The organism is Halapricum sp. CBA1109, assembly GCF_009741825.1.
In the GTDB taxonomy this organism is placed as follows: Archaea; Halobacteriota; Halobacteria; order Halobacteriales; family Haloarculaceae; genus Halapricum.
This window is the reverse complement of record NZ_WPCA01000017.1, coordinates 1-19,296: the sequence shown is the minus strand read 5'-3', so window position 1 is coordinate 19,296 and position 19,296 is coordinate 1. Positions and strand designations below refer to the sequence as shown.

16 protein-coding genes are annotated in these 19,296 nt (G+C 52.4%); 6 read left to right on the top strand and 10 right to left on the bottom strand.

Annotated features, from left to right (window positions below; translation table 11 throughout):
- Positions 1-13 precede the first annotated feature (13 nt).
- Positions 14-1,390: a GIY-YIG nuclease family protein gene (locus GJ629_RS03510; protein ID WP_157511779.1), complete on the bottom strand. Its 1,377-nt coding sequence runs from the start codon at positions 1,388-1,390 to the stop codon at positions 14-16.
- A gap of 137 nt (positions 1,391-1,527) precedes the next feature.
- Here GJ629_RS03510 and GJ629_RS03505 point away from each other — a divergent pair, with 137 nt between their 5' ends.
- From GJ629_RS03505 to GJ629_RS03495, 3 genes are read left to right on the top strand one after another with little or no spacing between them, the layout of a single operon-like run.
- Positions 1,528-2,940: a lamin tail domain-containing protein gene (locus GJ629_RS03505; RefSeq protein WP_157511778.1), complete on the top strand. Its 1,413-nt coding sequence runs from the start codon at positions 1,528-1,530 to the stop codon at positions 2,938-2,940.
- Positions 2,937-3,236, top strand: coding sequence for a DUF3006 domain-containing protein (locus GJ629_RS03500; protein WP_157511777.1), 300 nt, complete (start codon positions 2,937-2,939; stop codon positions 3,234-3,236). The genes GJ629_RS03505 and GJ629_RS03500 overlap by 4 nt, the downstream gene beginning before the upstream one ends.
- 31 nt (positions 3,237-3,267) lie before the next feature.
- A complete protein-coding gene (locus tag GJ629_RS03495) occupies positions 3,268-4,542 on the top strand; it encodes a pentapeptide repeat-containing protein (protein ID WP_157511776.1) in 1,275 nt (424 codons plus the stop codon).
- Between the two features lie 68 nt (positions 4,543-4,610).
- On the opposite strand, the gene GJ629_RS17855 is transcribed toward GJ629_RS03495, so the two are convergent.
- The 5 genes from GJ629_RS17855 to GJ629_RS03470 all read right to left on the bottom strand — a co-directional run bounded on the left by GJ629_RS17855 (position 4,611) and on the right by GJ629_RS03470 (position 9,852).
- Complete coding sequence (locus GJ629_RS17855) at positions 4,611-5,567, bottom strand: transcription initiation factor IIB family protein (protein ID WP_370515771.1); 957 nt, start codon at positions 5,565-5,567, stop codon at positions 4,611-4,613.
- Positions 5,568-5,639: 72 nt separating this feature from the next.
- On the bottom strand, positions 5,640-6,029 hold the full coding sequence (locus GJ629_RS03485) for a hypothetical protein (protein WP_157511774.1): 390 nt from the start codon (positions 6,027-6,029) through the stop codon (positions 5,640-5,642).
- A gap of 155 nt (positions 6,030-6,184) precedes the next feature.
- Positions 6,185-7,897 (bottom strand): hypothetical protein, encoded by a 1,713-nt coding sequence (locus tag GJ629_RS03480; protein WP_157511773.1) that lies wholly within the window; start codon positions 7,895-7,897, stop codon positions 6,185-6,187.
- 122 nt (positions 7,898-8,019) lie between these two features.
- Positions 8,020-9,111: a DUF4268 domain-containing protein gene (locus GJ629_RS03475; protein ID WP_157511772.1), complete on the bottom strand. Its 1,092-nt coding sequence runs from the start codon at positions 9,109-9,111 to the stop codon at positions 8,020-8,022.
- A gap of 69 nt (positions 9,112-9,180) precedes the next feature.
- Positions 9,181-9,852 (bottom strand): RNA polymerase subunit sigma-70, encoded by a 672-nt coding sequence (locus tag GJ629_RS03470; RefSeq protein WP_157511788.1) that lies wholly within the window; start codon positions 9,850-9,852, stop codon positions 9,181-9,183.
- 1,007 nt (positions 9,853-10,859) lie between these two features.
- Between GJ629_RS03470 and GJ629_RS03465 the strand changes: the two genes are divergently transcribed.
- The 3 genes from GJ629_RS03465 (at position 10,860) to GJ629_RS03455 (ending at position 14,940) form a co-directional block, all read left to right on the top strand.
- Positions 10,860-12,323, top strand: coding sequence for a hypothetical protein (locus tag GJ629_RS03465; protein WP_157511771.1), 1,464 nt, complete (start codon positions 10,860-10,862; stop codon positions 12,321-12,323).
- A gap of 821 nt (positions 12,324-13,144) precedes the next feature.
- Positions 13,145-14,149: an SIR2 family protein gene (locus tag GJ629_RS03460; protein WP_157511770.1), complete on the top strand. Its 1,005-nt coding sequence runs from the start codon at positions 13,145-13,147 to the stop codon at positions 14,147-14,149.
- The gene (locus GJ629_RS03455) at positions 14,146-14,940 is read left to right on the top strand and encodes a hypothetical protein (protein WP_157511769.1); all 795 of its coding nucleotides are present in this window, start codon (positions 14,146-14,148) and stop codon (positions 14,938-14,940) included. Before GJ629_RS03460 ends, GJ629_RS03455 begins: the two co-directional genes overlap by 4 nt.
- Positions 14,941-15,269: 329 nt before the next feature.
- On the opposite strand, the gene GJ629_RS16780 is transcribed toward GJ629_RS03455, so the two are convergent.
- The 4 genes from GJ629_RS16780 to GJ629_RS03435 all read right to left on the bottom strand — a co-directional run bounded on the left by GJ629_RS16780 (position 15,270) and on the right by GJ629_RS03435 (position 19,150).
- Entirely contained in the window at positions 15,270-16,889 is a 1,620-nt protein-coding gene (locus GJ629_RS16780; RefSeq protein ID WP_157511768.1) for a hypothetical protein, read from the bottom strand.
- Between the two features lie 325 nt (positions 16,890-17,214).
- Positions 17,215-17,754, bottom strand: coding sequence for a hypothetical protein (locus GJ629_RS03445; protein WP_157511767.1), 540 nt, complete (start codon positions 17,752-17,754; stop codon positions 17,215-17,217).
- Positions 17,754-18,320 carry a helix-turn-helix domain-containing protein gene (locus GJ629_RS03440; protein ID WP_157511766.1) on the bottom strand — a complete coding sequence of 189 codons (567 nt, stop codon included), beginning with the start codon at positions 18,318-18,320 and terminating at the stop codon, positions 17,754-17,756. Before GJ629_RS03440 ends, GJ629_RS03445 begins: the two co-directional genes overlap by 1 nt.
- Positions 18,321-18,484: 164 nt before the next feature.
- On the bottom strand, positions 18,485-19,150 hold the full coding sequence (locus GJ629_RS03435) for a helix-turn-helix domain-containing protein (RefSeq protein WP_157511787.1): 666 nt from the start codon (positions 19,148-19,150) through the stop codon (positions 18,485-18,487).
- Positions 19,151-19,296: the final 146 nt, after the last annotated feature.

The window sequence follows — 19,296 nt, the reverse complement described above, 5'->3', positions numbered from 1 at the left end:
GAACAAATCTATGCTATTTAGGTTGAGCAGGTCGAAATTCGTATTCTCTCTGGTTGGAGGGTGCCTCGTCAGGCACTTCCTTATGATTCAGCAACTGCTCAGGATACGTTTCATAGACTAGCCCGATCAAGAGAGCTTCCACTTCTGCCAGATACGCTGGATAGCCGTAGGGGCCAGGATATTCAATCGGATCCCATGCTCTGATCCACAGGTATGTCTGCTCTTTCAGCTGATGAGTCCCCTGCTCAAACAGCTCGCTAGCCCAGCTGAGTTTTTTCGAATCCTCGCCGAAAACGGTCTCTGAAAGTTCACCGACGTGCCAGTAGCTACCATCACCCCAGCGGGCGAAACTTCGCGTCCCATCACGATCCTTGGCTATTTCCTCAAAGTTCGCGCTCAACTCGTTCTTCTTCCCATAGGCTTCACCTTTTCCGATATATCGAGGGATGATATCCTCCGGCCCCGGTTCCTCGGAGGCGAATTGATACATCACGTAGAGCAAGCCGTTTGGGCCATCTGTCACGCCGTTCTCGTGAACACAGCGATTCCCTTCACGTCTGATTCGTTCGTCAATCTGCTCACTTCGCTTCAGAACCTTCGAAGACCCTAGTTCCTTGCATTCAACGACGAGGTCCTCATCTGTCTCGAATAACGGGATTGGATCCGCTTCGTCCGACTCGTAGATGTCTCGACAGATGGTCTGTTCGACCCAGTCATGCCACAGATCTGCCTTTGTCTTCTCATATGTGTCGCGCACAGCAGAATTTAATGCGACGTGGGCTTCCTCATTCGGTGATTCGTTATCCAGATCAACCCATTCTGGACCTACTTTCCCCATCTCGTGAGGCACTCTGTTGGGTACGAAGTCTCTGTTTGCGAAGATTCGATTAGCCTGCGTACTAGAGTGGACGAGCCCTACCAGCTTTGCCTCGAGTTCTTGTCTGTACGTAGAGTAGCCATATGGGCCTGTCTCGATATCTTCGACGTCGACAACCCATGCATAGAGCGGTGATGCAGAACGATCGTAGACAGTCGCAATATGATCGTATTTGCCGAAACTTCCCCACGAGCCATCGTCTTCCCACTCCGAGATAGGGAGCGCATCACGAACCCTCCTGAAATGGTCCATCAATCGACTGGCGACGTCCGTTGTCTCGCCGACATAGACTGGGATGATATCTGAGGGCCCTTCGACTGGCTCATCAAGGAGATACAACAGATACAGATAGTCACCACTGCCTCGGCCCAACCGATACGAATTGTACTCATCAGTCATTTCCGGCTCATCACCAGAATTATCTACTATTGGAACGGGATCTGGTGTCTCAGCAGCTTCAATATCAGAAAGGATGGTTCGAGATACCCACTTCTCCCATAGCTTCTCTTTCATCTTTCTTCTAATATCCACTCTTATTCACGAGAACGTACATAAAGCCACCTACCGGCTAACTCTGTAGCACATAGACTCTCTTCTGCAGTGGACAACCACCACACGAACTATATCGCTGACACGCCCAGGTGCTGGTAATGGAATCTCGGGAATGGCGAGCAACGCTCGCGACAGTCAGCGTGGTATTTGTCCTTCTCATTGCTGGCTGTACGACGACGGTCGATTCAGGAACCACATCCTCACCGACGATAGATAATCGAACCTCACCGACGTCGATCCCAACAGAGGGCAGTCTCGAGATCCACTTCATCAACGTAGGCCAATCAACGGGAATCCTCCTGCAGAGTTCAGACAATGAAACGATGCTGATCGACACGGGAGACTTTCGGACTGATGGCGAGGATGTTTTGCAGTATCTTCAGAACCACGATATCCAACGAATTGACCACCTAGTGAGTTCCCACAATGATGCCGATCACATCGGGGGACACGAAGCTGTGATCAACTATTACGAGAACGAAGCAGGCGGAGTCGGCGCCGTCTACGATCCCGGCCTCGCTGCGAGCAGTCAGACCTACGAAGGCTACCTCGATGCTGTCGAGACGCATAACGTCGATCTCTTTGAAGTTCGGGCTGGCGATTCGATCCCATTCGATGGTGCCTCTGTTCAAGTTCTATCCCCACCGGAGGACTATTTGTCTGGTGAAGCCCGAAATGAGAACTCGATCGTACTCAAAGTCTCACATGGTTCGTTTCAGTACCTAACAACCGGCGATGGAGAGGAAGCAGCCGAAGAGTATCTCGTCGAAACCTACGGTGACGGTCTCGAAACCAACTTGTTCAAAACGGGGCACCATGGGAGTGATTCAAGCAACAGCGCCGAGTTGCTTGCAGCGACATCGCCGCAAGTCGCGATTGTCTCCAGCGCCTATGGCTCCCAGTACGGTCATCCCCACGAAGAGGTGCTGCAGCGACTTTCTGAGCGAAGTATCGACACCTACTGGACAGCTGTTCATGGAACGATTGTCGTGACAAGCACGGGCCAGCGTTTCAGTGTCGCCACGCAGGCTGCCGCTCCGACAGAGCCGCTCCAGCTCCGCCAAGCGGAGTCAGTAGAGCCAGGTACAGGCGGGCCAGTCGAACGACGACACACATACGATGTTCTTGGTGGTTCGACGAGCGGGCCAACGGTAACCCCCAGAACAACACAGTCCGGAGTATCCCTCTCACTAGCGCAGGTCCACGCGGATGCCGCTGGTGATGACGGTGAAAATCTCAATGACGAGTATATCGTCCTACGGAATACAGGTGATCAAGAGCTTGACCTGAGTGGCTGGACAGTGACCGACGCTGCAGGCCATCAATACGAGATACCATCCGGCGTGACGCTTGCGCCGGGTGCAACGCTAACAATTCGTACCGGTGCTGGCACAAACACCGACACAGATCTCTACTGGGGAGCAAGTAGTCCAATTTGGAACAACGGTGGTGACACCGTTACTGTGAGGACTGATGCGGACGAAGTTGTACTCACGGAGGCATACTCATGACCGAGAAAGACTTACTTGAGGGGGCCTACACAGCCGTACTCGATCGGTTTGAAGACGAACTCGCTGTACTACTCATAGAAGACGACGAAGATATTGTTACAGATGTGGTTCTCAACCAGTCAGAGATTCCAGAAGACGGGCGCCACCAGGACGCGATCTTCGACGTAGAATTCGAAGGGGGTGAGTTGGTCTCGCTCGTCTATGATGCTGAGACGAGCGACGAACGTGCAGAGGCAGCCCAAAGTCGATTCGATCGACTATCAAAACGATTGCCGAGAGATGATGAAACTCATTGAGAGTATTTACTGACAAATTTACTCCCTCTGCGTGATACAGGACGCAAATCCAGCACTAATCTCCCACGCTACGAGCAATATTAATAATCACGTCGGACCACGCTATTATCACCCCATGTCTAAACCGCCAGAAGACAAATGCGGGTACCAGTTCCCGCCAGATTTTGAAGTGACCGGCGAGGGATGTGGAACTTCCAAGGGCCCTCATTATTCTTCCTGCTATCGAACGACGTGGAATGACTACGATCGATGCGTCTGGCACGCTAAGACTGATGAACCAAAACCAATTGACGAGTTGAAAAATGTACGGGAAAGATCTTCTTGTCGCGAGCTCAATAGCCAAAATGGACCCGCTGAATTACTTGACGGGGCTCACCTTCCCAGCGCCAGTATTGACGGACTATCTGATTTAGATGGTTGTTATCTCCGTCGTGCGAATCTACGGGACGTGCATTTCTCAGAGGGGTCATGTAAACGAGCCGTCTTCGCTGATGCAAATCTTGCGGATGGGTGGTTTCGTGGGACCAATTTCTCAGGAGCATCACTCAGCCAGTCATCATTAAAAGAGACTACATTGAAAGGAGCTAATCTGACTGGGTGTAAGCTTGAAGACGCACATCTTGAAAGAACGAACTTACTGGATACTACACTGGTCGATATCCGGCTCTACGGTGCCACACTAACTGAGGTAAAAATCAATGAAGAGACGGAATTTGACGACAAATGTGTGTACGACCCTAAATACGATATTAAATCTGACGCAGATATCCCGGAGATGGAGATGACAAACCAGTTAATCAAGGCGGCAGGCCAATATCGCCTCCTCGAACAATTAGCACGTGCTAGTGCCTTCCCTGATATGGAAAGGAACAATTTCATTCGACGAAAAGATATCCACCGTCGACAGCACCGAGAAGACGGTCGATGGAGACGGTGGATTCAAGCATCAATTTCACGGTGGGTTCTCTTGTATGGCGAAAGCCCCTGGCGAATCATCGGTTCTTCATGGGCCATTATAGTCATCTTCGGTATTCTATATTCAATCGTAGGTGGAATCACTGTGACAACCAAGCCAGCAACCCATGCATTCGATCTGCCACAGCTGGTTTCGTTTTCGGTACCCGTCCCGATCGAAACGCTACTAATTAACTTATATTTCAGTATTGTTACTTTCACCACGCTCGGTTACGGTGATATCCAGCCCTCGAATGGAGCGACACAGGCGCTTGCTGGCGTTGAGTCGCTATTAGGTGCCGTACTTATCGCACTCTTAGTGTTTGTCCTCGGCCGTCGAGCCGCAAGATAGACCTTCTGTATCCTGCATACCAAGACTGTCAATCCCAAGATAGTGGAGACTTTTTCGAGACGGGCTTGCTATGAATTGTCGTTAAACTGGTCTTCCAGTCGCTGCCATACAGGTCTCAGAGACTCTGTACTCACATCCGCAGCCTTCGAGAGGTCGGTCTGGGTCACTTTTTCGACCTCGGGAATCTCACGAGCAGCGTAGTAGAGACAGCCAGCAGCGACACAGCGTGGATTTCGGCCTATCGCAAAGTCTTCCATCTCAGAGGCAGTCGAGATTTCCTGTGCGTACCGTTGGACCGTTACGGGGAGACCAACAGTTCTGGCAATCCTCGGTACGAATTCGGTCGGTTGCGGCGGAGGCGTTCGAAGATCCAATTCCACGTTAAGCGTCCGGTAGGCAAGTGAGACTCGTCGTTCGCTATCTACAGAGGCATTAGCAACTTCGGAAAGGTATCTCGGTAATCGGTTCAGTCGACAGACTGCATATACGCAGCCAGCGGCGATAGCTTCGATCGACAATCCACGAAGAAGGCCAGCATCAGATGCTCTGTGGAAGAGGTCCGAAGCCTGTTCCTGGAGTGACCGCGGGAGTTCAAGAACACTGGCGACTCGTCGGAGTTCAGTCAGGCCATAGGCGAGATTTTTCTCTTTCTTGGATCCGTATTTGGCCCGGCCGTTCCATCGACGAAGTCGACTGAAGTGCCGTTTCGTCTTCGCAGGGAGTTCGTTTCCACGGGCATCCTTCCAGTGGCCTATCTCGCTCGAAATCCCCCGATCATGCCGACAAGCCGTGTTCGGACTACCAACCCGACATCGAGAGTCAGCGGTGGCATACGACCACTCCGGACCGTGGTCGATTTGATCTTCTTCGAGAATGAGGCCGCATTGATCACAATAGACTTCCTGATAGTCGCCACTGGAAACGACACTATCTGGAGTGCCGCACTCAGGGCAAGCCTCTTCGGAACTCTGAACGACTGGAGCCTCACTGGGCTGTACCTGCTCGTGGTGAGTTGACTGAGACATGATTTGCGAAGAGGCGTTTCTGAGCCTCCCAGCGTCAGGAGGAGAACAAAAGTAGGAATCTTCAAGGAGCATTCACCGAGCCGAAGAGAGGAGAAGTTCGACATCAGGGTCGTACTCTGCATGGAACGCCTGTTCCACTCGATTCTGCCACTCGAAATAACCTTCTTCGCTCATGTTTCGAAGACCAAATCCGCGAGACGTAGCGTATGCTTCGAGCCCGAAGCAAGTGATGTCAGAAACGGTGCCAGGATCCTCAGCCGACATAGAAGCAGCAGAAGCGAGAGGGCGTTCGATCCACCCGTCGAAACAGAGGTCAGTCGACGAGATGACGATATTACCATCGACCGTCCCAGGAAACAGGTCTGTAGTAATTCTCGCGAGATCCTGATACACACCGGGCGGAATAACGAGCAGACGGCGTTTCTCATCGATCGTAGATTCTGATCCGAACTCGCTACTCAAAGCGACTCGATCAGTTTGCCACTGATCATCGCGATCAAGCCAGCTTCCGGCCCGAAGAGAGCGTAGAGCTGCTTCAAGTCCTTCAGACGTACTATACATGAGATAGCCAACAATGGTCGCATGGAATGTCATGGGGTGTGAGAGTAGAACCTGACTCAGGCGTTCTCGCGCCACTTCTTCCCGCAACACACGCAGGTATAGAAACGAGTAGGCGCTTCATCACTGGACCTGAGTTGCTGGAGTCGGTAATATGCGCGATCAGAGTCACAGTTAACAGCGGGACAAATAACTGTCGTCGACGGAGGCTCCACGGAGCCTGCTATCGTCTCGGTGTGTCCTTCTGCTGTGTTCTGCGCTCCCTCCGGAGAGTCAGGCAGACAAACGAATAGTGTTCGAGTCTCCCCACCATCAGTCTGGAGTTGATCAGGCCCGTCTGGTACAGGCAGATCGGTTGGGATACCTCGATTAGTCAACCTGGATCTGTTCACTTCTGACTGGCTCGTGTCGTCAGTCGACTCAGTAGAATCAGCGGTATCCCGTGCCTTGTCGATGTACTCACTGATAGTCCGGGAATCAGCGTCGGCTGGCACCTCCACCCGTAGAACGTTGGACTGAGCTGTCCACCACTCAGGGAGCGGGATGTCTCCATCCTCGTCGTAGATCTCAGCGGATTTCAGCCAGTGCGTCGCTGCATATCGACCATCATCCGCATTCTGACGATCACGGGGCCGGTGTGACGGAAGTGGTTCCTGAGAGACGCCGGCGTCAGTGAGCGTCGGGATCGAACAGGCTCGGTGTCGTTGTTCCTGTGACTTCGCTGATCCGGAGATGTCAAACGAGGGTCGACGAGGTGCAGGCCCATCGCCTTCTTCCAAGATGGTGATGAGTGTCTTCGAATCTGCCGCCAGCGTCGCCTGACCCTGGTACTTCCCTACTTTCGCAGCTCGAATCTGCACAATATCTCCTTCGTGGAGGAGGATGCCCTGATTACTTCGTCGCCAGACAGTGAACTTGATCCGGCCAGTATCATCCTCAATGAGTCCCACCTGCTGCTGATTGGTCGCAATAGGATCCCAGAGCGTCACGACCTCTCCTTGGATGTCTGCCTCGACGTCGTACTTTGCGGGAACTGCAGGAACGCTCTGGATCGGCTGGATGATCCCTGCATCCTGATAGAGTTCCTCTTGGACGTTGCTAACGGCGGTGAAGAGGTCCTGTCCAGCGTGCAGTTTCAAGGCGATTCGATGCTCGAGGACATCCATCCTCGGTGGGGTCACGAGATTCTCAGCAAGGTGTTCAGCAGCCCGGTTAACAGAAGCAGCTTGCTCGTCGTCGAGTGCGCCGACTGCGTCGAACCTAGTACGTCCAGGCTGGTCGTTGATGACTCGTGATTGGATATCGGCCCGGCGGGCTCGGGAATGTGACTCCACTTCGGATCGACAGCGAGCAGCACGGTCGATACCGACCAAATCTGCAGCGAGCGCCTTCTCGCGGTGGCGACGTCGCTCGGTCTGGAGGCCTTTGATGTGCTCCTGTGCTTCGAGAGGCAGTCTGCTGAGGTCTTCATCGCCGAGGTCGATTGGATCGATATCTCTCGCCTGTGTGGTTCGGAGACTGGCATTGATCCAGTACGCATCGAGTTCCACCTCACCAGTGCCGGAGATCTCCACTCCGTTTTCGTCGTATTCGGGCTCGCGTCGGGCAGCGAGCATGACCTCCCCCGCGTTGTCGAGCTGGTTTACAAGGAAGGAACTCTGGTGATGCGGACTCTGATACAGTCCGTACATCCTAAGTTCATCAAAGCGGGCGTCTTGGCCAACATCGCTATTCGTCGTTCGAGGCTGTCGCTGGTAGTAGTTGTATCCCATTGGAATTCTCCACAGAAGGCGGGAGGACACGCAGAACTGAGCAGTTCTAACGATCAGCTCCCAATTCCCGCACCCCCTTGAGGGGTGTGAAATCGTCGAAAACTCTGACAGCCAAAGTTCGTCTACTGACGCAATTCGTCGTCCAAAACGGGGGTTAATCCTTCGTGCATCTCGGACATCCGGTCGACGGCCCACGTCTTGAGTTCCTCGTCCCCCAAAGCGTCGTCAATCCGGCCAACATCCCGTTCGATAAAGAGTCTGGTATACCCACTGCTACCGTACTCTTCAGAGTGAATCTCTTCAGGGACCTGCAGCGACAGGTCATCAATAGCCGACACCATCTTTTCCAACAACTCCCTGTTCCGGTCAGAGTCATCAAACTGAAAGTTCATCACGACCTGCAAACTCTTATCCCCAGGGTCACCCCGAAAATGCCACACAAATTCAGCATCTGAGTGACCTACTGGTATCGTAATCCAACTGTCGCTCCCGGCACTTCTGTTCGTGACACCTGGCAGTTCCTCTTTGAAGCGCTCAAGGACCTCACCAAAGAACCGCCGGTACATCTTCTGTTTGGGCGACTCCTCTCGTTCTTTGATTTCCTGCGTTTCATCCGCTCCGATAATCGTCGGGACGAACATCTCAGCGTCGTCCTTCTCATAGTAGTCAAATTCAACACAATTGATTTTTAAGTTGTGTGCATCCCTCAGCCAGCGCGTCATCCGGCGAACGTCATCTGTGATCGTATACGCGACTAGCATGAGTTGTGGCGACTCCAACCCCTCAGTGAATTCACGTTCGAAATCGTCGATATCGAACTCCGAATCCTCTTCACGCTCAAACACTTCGTAAAGGTCCTCCACTGACTCAAACTCTGTCAATTCAAAGAATTCGTCTTGACCTAACCGGGCCAAGGAGGATGCGTAGTCGAACAGTTGTGTCACAGCTGAGCGCGGCGATTTGTCGCGCTTGAATTCAACGGTCGTGAGCGTCCCTCGCTTATCACATACGAGCAGATCGGGTTCCTTGCCGGTTGGTAACTGGACTTTGCTGCCAAGCACAACATTCTCTCTGGAAGTGAGTGTTCCCATCACCAACCGAGGGTCGCGACGGATTACCTGGTGGAGATCATCTTCCAGATGCTCTTCACTGTACTCCACCTCTTCGAGATATTCGATTTCACCATCCTCGCGGCGAAATCCGATTAGCGACATTGACTTTAGATGTGAGGGAGTGCTCAAAGGATTTTCTCTCCAACAAGACGACCAATACCGAAGAGCCTCTCATTCCTCAGTCTGGTTATTCTCAATATATGGGTCAATTGCGGCGTCTTCGTACATCCGGTCAAGCATATCGAGAGCCGACTGAAATGTTGCGTAGTGGTCCTGTGCGAACGCGAGCGTCTCATCCAGGGTGATGACCGGCCGGCCATCGACGGAGTCGCCCTGGACTGTCTCACGCGCTTCCAAGACGTACTGGATCGGTCCTTCGACTTCGTCCGGTGGTTGGCGCTCCCGTGCGACTGGAATATCGAATCGCTCGAAGAACCGCTCCCATTCTTCGAGATCAGTCTCAGCAACGGCAATGAAGAGTGGATAGTCCTCCGGTTCACGAGTAACCTGATAGCCACCGCGCGTCCAAACGTAGACAGCGTCGATGGAGGTGTACGCGAAATCCATACCAGCGAAGTGTGGGAGGACATACGCTTCAGAAATTGACGGCGGAGACACCACTGCCGATGCAGCGAGAAAAGAGACTCCCGCTTCGCGGACTGCTGGGGAAACAACAGAAAGCCCCTGATCGTACTGGACGTAGCCCGCTTCTTCGAGCGAGTTGACGACACGGCGAATCGTCTCGCGGCTTTCATCGATCTTGCGGGCGACCCCTGAAATCGAGTCACCGGACTCAATCGCAAGGAGCGTCTTGAGCGCTTTTTCAGTGCAGGGCTCGAACATCATTTTCTCTATAGTTACACAGATATGTGCAACAGTAAAATCCCCTACTATTGTCGAGGTTCTGAGGGTGAGATCTGCTCTACACAATTCACGAATTTCCCCGGAAAACCTGGAATACCAGCTGTCACCAATTCTCAACTGTCTCAACCACACGGGAGATGAGATCGGAGATCCGCACGTCAGTGCTTCCTCTGGTTTCTACTCTTCGTAGTGTCGACTGCAGCTCAAGGATGTCAGGTAGGGAAAACGATGTCTTCTGCAACACCGTCTGCAAGACTGCACCCCGAATCTCTCGCTGAGATGGATTCGGATCGAGATACTGGCTTACAGCGGCGTGGATTTCCGACTCATGCAGGACAATTTCTGAGGCTAGTGTACTGCCGAATTGGGCTTTCCTATCAAGAATTAGACTACCTTTTAGCTTCGATTCTGAAGTCATTCTCTCACACTGCTTGGAGAGTGCGAAATTTCGATTAGTGCGATAGATGTAGGTATTGTTGTGGGGATATTCTCGGTAAACCGCAGGACAGAGTGGCTGTAATCTGCAAAGAATTATGCTCCGCTCAGGAGTGTAGAGTGTGAGGCTGACCAGAGCCTCACTGCAATTATAGGAGATTGCAATGAACAGTAACAACCACGACAGCAAAAACCTATCGGTTAACGTAGGTAAAAACAGCGAAGAAACTCATGAATCACGGACGCACATTCGGGCATACGACGGCCAGGCTTCCACCCCTGGTCTCGACCAAGCAACCCCAAATGGTTACTCGGATCCCGTTATCGAAGCGGCAGCTGCAGAAGCTCGTCGCGATGCGTCCCGTATCGCACTGCACACTGAGTCAAAAACTGACTCAGCTGGCGCATCGGTCGGAGATGGTATCTACGGAATCACTCGCGACGGACAACCGTTGGTCGCGTCCCGAGGGATGGAAATGACTGCGAGGACGAACACGAGTGGCCGACCCGCCGACACTCTGATCGAGCCAACCGAGGCTCTTCCAGCGTCGATGGTCACCGTCGAAGATGCGGGGCCGAACATCCTGATCGACCCCCAAGGCGATCGGATTGCAGGCGTCGCAAGCGGTCTCGACGAACACGCCTCTCTGTTCCGCTCGTACGATATTCCTGCCGAACCGACCGACGATTCCCAGGAAGGCCTCTCGACTGCAGATCTAGAGGTTCAATTGCCTGATAGCACCATCAAACCTCTCGGAGATGTTGTCGACGAACCCGAGCGTTTCTCTCGGTCGTCAATCGAGACGATCGAAGCTAATCTTGCGCTCGCAGCTGAACTCAAGACGGTCAGTGATGGCATTCTCGAGAACGGCGAATTGGAGGGTCATGCAGCGTGGCTCAACGATCGGTTCGACGAACTCGCAGCATCTCGGCCAAGCCCAGCGACTGTCGCTGAGGCTCGTGACCAGAACTACCGCGAAGCCTACCTAGCCGCGATCCGCCCACTCGAAGCACTGAGTGCGGAGGATAATCAAGCGGTTCGTGCGAACGCACGTCGCCTGTCAAGCGAACAGTTCGACCGTGTGCACGATCTCCGGAAGACGCCGCTCGCACTGGCAATCGAGCTTGCGAAGCGCGTCGAAAATGGAGCAGACCCAACGCGGGCGCTGCTCACGCAGGCCGATTTCGAGGCAACGAATCCTCGGAATGTCCTGAATGTCGGTAACATCAGATACGCCTCGACGAAAGAGACCAAGGGTCGCCTCTCGACGCAGGGAACGGTGAAAATCTTGTTCGAGAATGCATTCCCTGGCCTCAAGCAGTCTGGCGTCCTGAAAGACGACACCGGAGAGATTCGGTTCGCTATCTTCGAGGGTAGTGAAACCGAAGAAGTGGCTCCGACGGACGACCCGACAGATATCGACGGCGTCACGATTGTTCGCCGCCGCGAATTCCCCATTCTGAAAGAAGGCGATGTCGTACGGTTCGACAACGTCTTCAAAGGCTGGTGGAACGGCGAGCCGAAGATCGAAACCCGGCGAGATAGCCGACTCACGATCCTCGAACGGACTGGTGAGTCGAAGACGTCGACGAAGCCGTCGCCACAGCGAATCCGACGGTCTCGACGGTCTGGAAAGCCTGTTCCCCGCCCGCCACAATCGAACTGGCGCGGTGCGGAGCGATGGATCTACCCAGTCGTCGACTGGACGCCTGAGTGGTGGCTCGAATCGGACAAGGTCGACTCGCTCGAAGTAGCCACCGATGACGACCACGCCTCTCACTTCACGTGCGGAGAGCCGTGCTTCATCCTCCCAGAGGAATCTGAAGCGATGGTCGAGACTGAATCAGGTGCAACTCCAGAGCCGACGAGTTCCACGTCAGCATCAAGAGAGATTGATGTCGAGGAACTCTACGAAGCGGTCTGGGATGATCTCAGTACGGACCGTCAGCCGACCAGTAGCGAAATGAATGAGTGGACTCGCCCCAATGAACAGCTAAGCAAACAAGACCCGTAGCGACAGGTAGTAACCGAGTCTTTCGAGACTCAGACACAGTAATCACCCACCTTTTCGATACAATCCACGACACTGTCTAGAGCGGCGATGCCAAAGAGGGGAAGAAGACGATAGAAGAGTTCCCAACAAGAGATCATGAAGACCGACTCGATCTTCCCCTCAATCCTTCCGGGGACGAAAAACCAGTTCAGGAAATGTCCCATCCGTGAATTTCATTCGCGATATGCCGAGCGCGGCGAATGTTGACTACAGCATCTCCATCGGATGCGTACCGACGACAACGGACAGGACTCGAGGAGAACGCTCCAACCGCGAAGTTGTCTGGTCCACAGTTCGAGACGACTACGTATCCATCGAGTGTCGGGGATAGTGGATGTGAGTGCATATTCAGCTCCGAGGGCCAATTCCCTCATCCCTTTGGGGTATGTGAAATCTCAAGTTGCGGCTCTGTTGAGACCCTCAGTAGCCGATAAAAATGCAGTGATGAATATAGAGGATGTATTCAGCAAGCCATCGATGTTCGTTTCACTCAACCAAGTCAGATCAGTGTCCGTATTTATCGTATACAATCATCGAATTGGTGAGCGTTGCGAAAAACACCAACACAACAATACTACTTGAGGCAGTTCCGAGTTCACCGCTTTCTCCAACAACAGCGAGTGCGAGCATGCCTATAACCAGTGCGAGCAATAGAGACAGAAAGTATATCTTGAAACCCCGAGCTAAATTTTTGAGCCATACATCCACTGAATATTGTTCAAGCTTGTTATTCTTTGAGAATTTCAACAGAACCTAATAGCTTGGATTTTGTAGTGTCCAGTATGTTGTCAGAGGATTCTCAGCACCGTATTTGGGCAGAAGATACCATATCTGATTGCTTAGACCGGCACGAGTATGCGCCTATCATCTTCGTTGGGTCTGGAATTTCTCGACGTTACCTCGGGGCCCCGAGTTGGCGAGAACTGCTCAGCGAATTAGCCACTATATGTCCTGAGATTGAATATCCGATCGAATATTACGAGGAGGAGTATACGAATCCACAAATAGCGACTCAGTTTATTAATGCGTTCCGAGATTGGGCTTGGGAAGATCATGGTCAGTTTGAACATTTTCCCCGAGAACTCTATGATAGAGATGGTAGTCCTGATAAATATCTGAAATACAAAGTAGCCGAATTCTTTAGAAAACTCTCTCCCGACTCACCCGATGACTTGCCCGATGATTTTCAAGAAGAGATTAAGGCACTAAGACAAATCTCTCCTCACGCTGTAGTAACCACCAATTATGACCAACTATTAGAAAATATCTATCCTGGCTTTGAGACAATGGTTGGCCAGGACATATATAAGAAAGACCGCAAGAAAGTTGGTGATTTATTCAAAATTCATGGCTGTGTGACACAGGAGGATAGTTTAATTTTAACCAAATCTGACTATGATGATTTCGAAAAACAGAAAAAATACATTAGTGCAAAATTACTGACTTATTTCTCGGAACACCCAGTCTTGATTCTCGGCCATTCGGCATCAGACGATAACATCCAACGCCTGCTATCGGAACTGGATCGAATGATCCCAACTGATGAAACTGACTTAATTCCAAATATATTTTTGCTTAATTATGAGGATGGTGCCGAAAAACTCGAAGGCGATCCAAACCTTTCGCGTGACGAACTGATTGACGTGGGTGATGAACGGCGTGTTCGTGTCAATGCTGTCCACGCCCATTCGTTCAAGTGGGTATATGATGCATTTGGGCAAGGCGAAGCCTCGACAAAGTTCAAGTTGAGCAGATACGAAAGTTCTCTAACAAAATATACGACGTGACGACGAAGGATGCTCCTCGGAAAAAAGTAAACTTCGAGAGGTTAGAATACTTCTCAGACGAGGATAATATCGAGCAGTTGCTCGGGTTCGTTCCGATAGACAATCCTGAAACTGTAGAAGGTCTTCGACAAGCAGGTATTCCGATTGGTGAAGGGGATGTCTCCACAGAAGCTGTTGAAGATATCAATGCGAGACTCAATACTGCCACACAGAATTATAATTCGAATGGAACTCTCATTACGGATCGAGAGACTATCTTAGAGTTTCGCAAACGAATCCCTGATCTTGACTTGACTGAGGATAAGTGTGAACTACTGATATGGAGCAGTCTCAATCAGCGCCTACAGGGTGCTGATTGGATTGTTGAATATGGTGAAGGGGTATTGGATGTAATTAGGTCGATGATTGAAGACCCTGGAGTCAAAGCGCATACCATCCAACGACTCGAAATAACGTTGTTAGCGATGGGAGAGTCTGAGCTACTTGAAGAGCTCTATGAACAGCATTCTGATAATGGACTACTGAAAGGAGATCTTTCAGCAGAATGCGACAGATCGGTTGAAGACAGATTAGGTGTGTATGGGTCTGGGAATAATATTCTATTCACTGATAGTGAAGAGAATATGATTGATCTCTATGATCAGAGAGACGACTCCAGACTATTGGAGTTGCTGAATCTCTGCGGAGATATGCTGATTGATGAGTCACAGTCTCATGGACAGGGGAATCCGTCCATTGCAACAGACTTCCGAAAACTGGAATTGGTTTTAATCGCTCGAGAATTATCCTAATGACACATAGCTGAGTTGAGCAACCTTTCTTTGCACAGAAAAACCCTCTCTATTGGGCTATCCGTAGCCTGTTCTTCAACATTCAAGCCTTCATCTCGAAGATAGTTGGCTATGGCTTTCCGATAGTTTCCACCACAATATATTGCTCAAAAACCACCATACCTGAGCGACACTTCCTTCGACGGCCCGAATTCACGTGTAGTTCGTCTCCAGCAGACCAAGAGTGGTGACCGACTTGCATGTTGTATTCATCACGGATAGATGAAGCCAACACTATTCAGATATGTTCAACCTAAGCAAGGATCGAGAAGGGAGCAACCCGACTGAAATCAGTCCGCCATACGAGGTTCGGATCCAGAGGGGTCATCCGAAGCCATCTCTGGATCTGCCGATTCCCTTTCAGTCTCAGGAACAGATCCGAGTTCTCCGAGTACCTCTTCGAGAGGTTCGATACCATCTGCTCCTTCGTAGACAACCTGAACTAGGTCGGTGTGCGGAGACTCTCCAGATGCGAATGCAGACAGCCGCTCTCGCGTTTCGGAGACAGTCGCCTCGACCCACGCATCTCGGACATCCTTATCAACAACCGCGATGGACTCTGGGCGGATAGCGACGTTCGTATAGTCGCCTGCTTCGTACGTTCTCGGCTTCCCAACGACGGCGACGTAGCTGGGCGTCTCAGCCGAACTGAGCACACTGAGAGCCTGTGGTTCGTACTGACCAGCGTAGACGAACAGACTCCCATTGCCAGCAACGATACGACCCTTCCAGTACTCCTCTGACTGGCCGACGTCCTCAGCTTCGATCAACGTGCCAACAACGAAAACTCGATTCACGGCCTCGCCAGTGGGGAGCAGGTTGAACCGGGGTGCACGCTTCTCCTCGGATTCTTTGAACTCGTGGGTCGCGACGTTGAACTCTTCGGGGAGAACACGCTTGGCTGCCTGCCGGTTCGACACTGCTGGGTCGAGGTCACTTGCGCTCAGACCGATCGACGCCTCCGGCCGTTCTTCGGACGTATCTACGAGCAGGTACGAGCCGACAACAGACCCAGAGAGAGCGTACGTCCGACCAACGATACGGGTCTGAATGTAGTCCTCTACGACCTCAGCAGTCATCGCGTCCATCGCCATCTGCTTTGCTTCCTCGAAAGATAGCCCGACGAGTTCCGTGGTAGCCTCGGCGTCGAAAATGGCGTTGATCGCACGGTCACCATCGTCGAGCACAGCCTTGATCCGAAGGTCAAACTCACCGTCGACCTGGCCGTGGTCACTACAGCGTCCCTTGTTCAGAACGCGGCTGCAGTCCTCCTGCGGGCAGCGCTTGATGAGCCCCGACCCGGTCTGGATAGCGACGACCGTCCCAGAAGCCTCTACAGTGCCATCGGATGCGTCAACCGTCTCCGTCGAAGCCTCGATATTCGATGCCGAATTGAGGTTGACCGAGAAGCGCCCGTTGTATTCGTCGGTCACGACGTTCTCGAACCGGTAGGTCTCACCCTCCTCCAGCTGCGGTAGGTCCGCACTTGCCCACTTCACGAACTTGATGACGCCGCTCTCATCCCCGATGAGGCCGACCTGTTCGATAGATTCGTGCTTGGGTTCCCACAGTTCGATGACTTCGACAAGAAGGTCACACCAGACGTCGGCCTCCTCAACAGTTGAGATCAGTGCTCGCTCGAACTCAGAGGTCCGTCGTGAACGATAGCCAGCAAGGGTTGCCACAGCGTCTGAGATGTCCTCACGCTTGACCTCTTCAGCCGCGAGGAACCGTCGAACGACGGCACGCTCGGCGTCGGAAACTGGGACGCTGTATGCGATCATGCTCTCGAGACGCCGGGTGACGCTTTCAGGGGAAACGCCCTGGAGCCCGGAGTGGTCCGAACCCTGGAACGCTTCGACGATGTTTGCCGCGCTGTCCGCCACGTTGGAGTCGATATTGGAACTCATTGCTTTCTCCTGGGGAGTGATCGAGATGTGACTCGACACATGACCAACGATTGACTGCACTCGCCAGCCCCCGCACCCCCTTTAGGGGATGTGAAATCACCCGAATCGGGTCGAGGATCCACCGATAGCTGGCACTGGAGTCAATCAGAGTCACGCCGAGCGCTCTGTTTCATCTCCCCGCATCCCCTTGGGGGGTGTGAAATTCGGGGGGTTCGGTGTGAAAGTACAATAACAAGTTACCCCACAGGACCGAGTATAATTATGTTCGTGGGGTAACTAGTTCTATAGCCGTAGAATCGAAGTCAAAATTCTCACTCGTCGGAAGTCAATCGAACTGCGTATCGAGCAGCTCGCCTAAAAATATCCGACCTTCGATTACGGATATCTCTTCCCCAACGCCCATCGCTGCGAGGACATCAGCAATCGCCTGCTCGGCCAGTGTATCACTGACCAGAATTGCGACATGGCCCGTCTTCTTCGTGGCATACTGGTAAGCCAATCCTGCAAGCACGGCATCGGTTGTCTCAATTTCGTCTTCAGTGACATCGTCCGCTGACAGACTGTAGATCCGCTCTCGCGTCCTGTCGATAGCATCGGAGACATCGGGATCCGTAAAGTCAACCTCAGCTCGCTCTAGCCACCCAGCATCCTGTGCGGATCGCAGTCGATCACGCTGATAGTGGTACGCGTCAGGGCTTTCACCAAGTTCTTCAGCGACATGGTCGGGGATTCGGACGCTGATATTCCGCCGAGTCACATACTTCTCGAAGGCTTGGTATTTCTCGTTAGATGGGCCACCCATCGCGTAGATGACGCTCGTATCGACGATCGCGAGGCTATCGCTCGGCAACTCTTCGGTCGACATTACTCCGCAGGCTCCAGGTATGGGTCGTATCCACTTGCCTCTTCGATGACCTCCTGTAGCGCCGTAATGACAGTCATCCCTTCCACCGGATGCACATCGAGTTTGTTAGTCGCAGTGCGTTGGGTGAGTTCGCCGTTCATTACCCGCAGCGTGTAATGGAGTGCAGCCGCAAGCTTTGGAATTCCCTGGCGATCGACGAACACCCGGATATCCTCGTTATCGAGTTGTCGCCCGATAGCATCAACGAGAACGGGCGTTGCAACAACATCACCGTGCTCGGTTTCGAGCGTGAGACGAATCGGGTCAACGGCAATCTGGGTGGGCATCTCGTCTTCCTGGCGGGTCAGGATTCCCATCTCTTCGAGTTCGCCCACGTACTTGTAGGCCGTCGAATGCGGAATATCGAGATCAGCCTTGACAGTCTCGATAGCCACAGGCCCATGCTGGAGGACATAGATGTAGAGCCGTGCCAATTTCGGCGTCTTCAGCAATTCAGCGTAGGTGAGAAGATCACCGAGGGTCTCCTCAGGATCTACGGAATCGCTCAATCGAGAGTCCGTCGACATCACAATCCATGTTCTATGTATAGAGTATTAGGTCTTCTGCTACCGCCCCAATTTGTACTCTCAACATCTGAGGGAGAAGTCATCAGGTTTGGATTCTACCGACTCGGGTTCATCAACTACGTTGCTAGACTGTGTTCGAGTTGTGGGGTAAGACTCATATCCAGTCACTCTACACCTGCTGTCCCGTGGTGGGACGCGTCAATATCGACATCGTATTCCTCGGCGATGATCTCCAAAGCGGGCTCGTATGCTGGGCGATTCTCCATCATCTGCTGGACGGCATCGTCCAACGGAATCACGGGGTTTCCGTCGACCCACTCAGCATCGATACCGTCGGTCTGGGGGTACAACACGTAGTGGAAGTTCCCATCAACGACACTTGCATCCGGCCGCTCGTTGATCGTTGTCTCGACACCGTATCGTTCAAAGAAGGCAATCCATCGTTCGACGTCGCGGTCGTGAACCTCGATGAATACCGGATAGTCATCGTGGCTGCGAGCAATCTGATAGCCGCCATGGGTCCAGACGTACGCAGCGTCGATCTCCGTATAGGCGAACTCCATCCCCGCAAAGTGTGGGATGACATATGCGTCCTCCTGGGAGATCGAGTCGCGACTGTACAACGTAGCCATCATTTCGTCATAGCACTGGCGAATCTCGTGATCGACGACCTGAATTCCGTTATCAGTGTTAGCGATAATAGCTGTATCCTCTAATCGCTCAATCCAGTCGTACACCCACGAGTATGAGACACCAATCTTGGTTGCGACACGGCGTATAGAATCGCCTCGTTGTGTGGCCAAGACGATCTTCGCTGCCGTTGGATCCATTAACTCAGTCATCGCCATCGTGAGAGCTGTAGTTATCTCTATAGAGATTATACAGTAAAAGCTTGCTGCGGTAGTTTTCAACGCAGACTACAAAATTACCCCACAGAGTGAACAGATAATTGAGTACGTGGGGTAACTCTGTAACG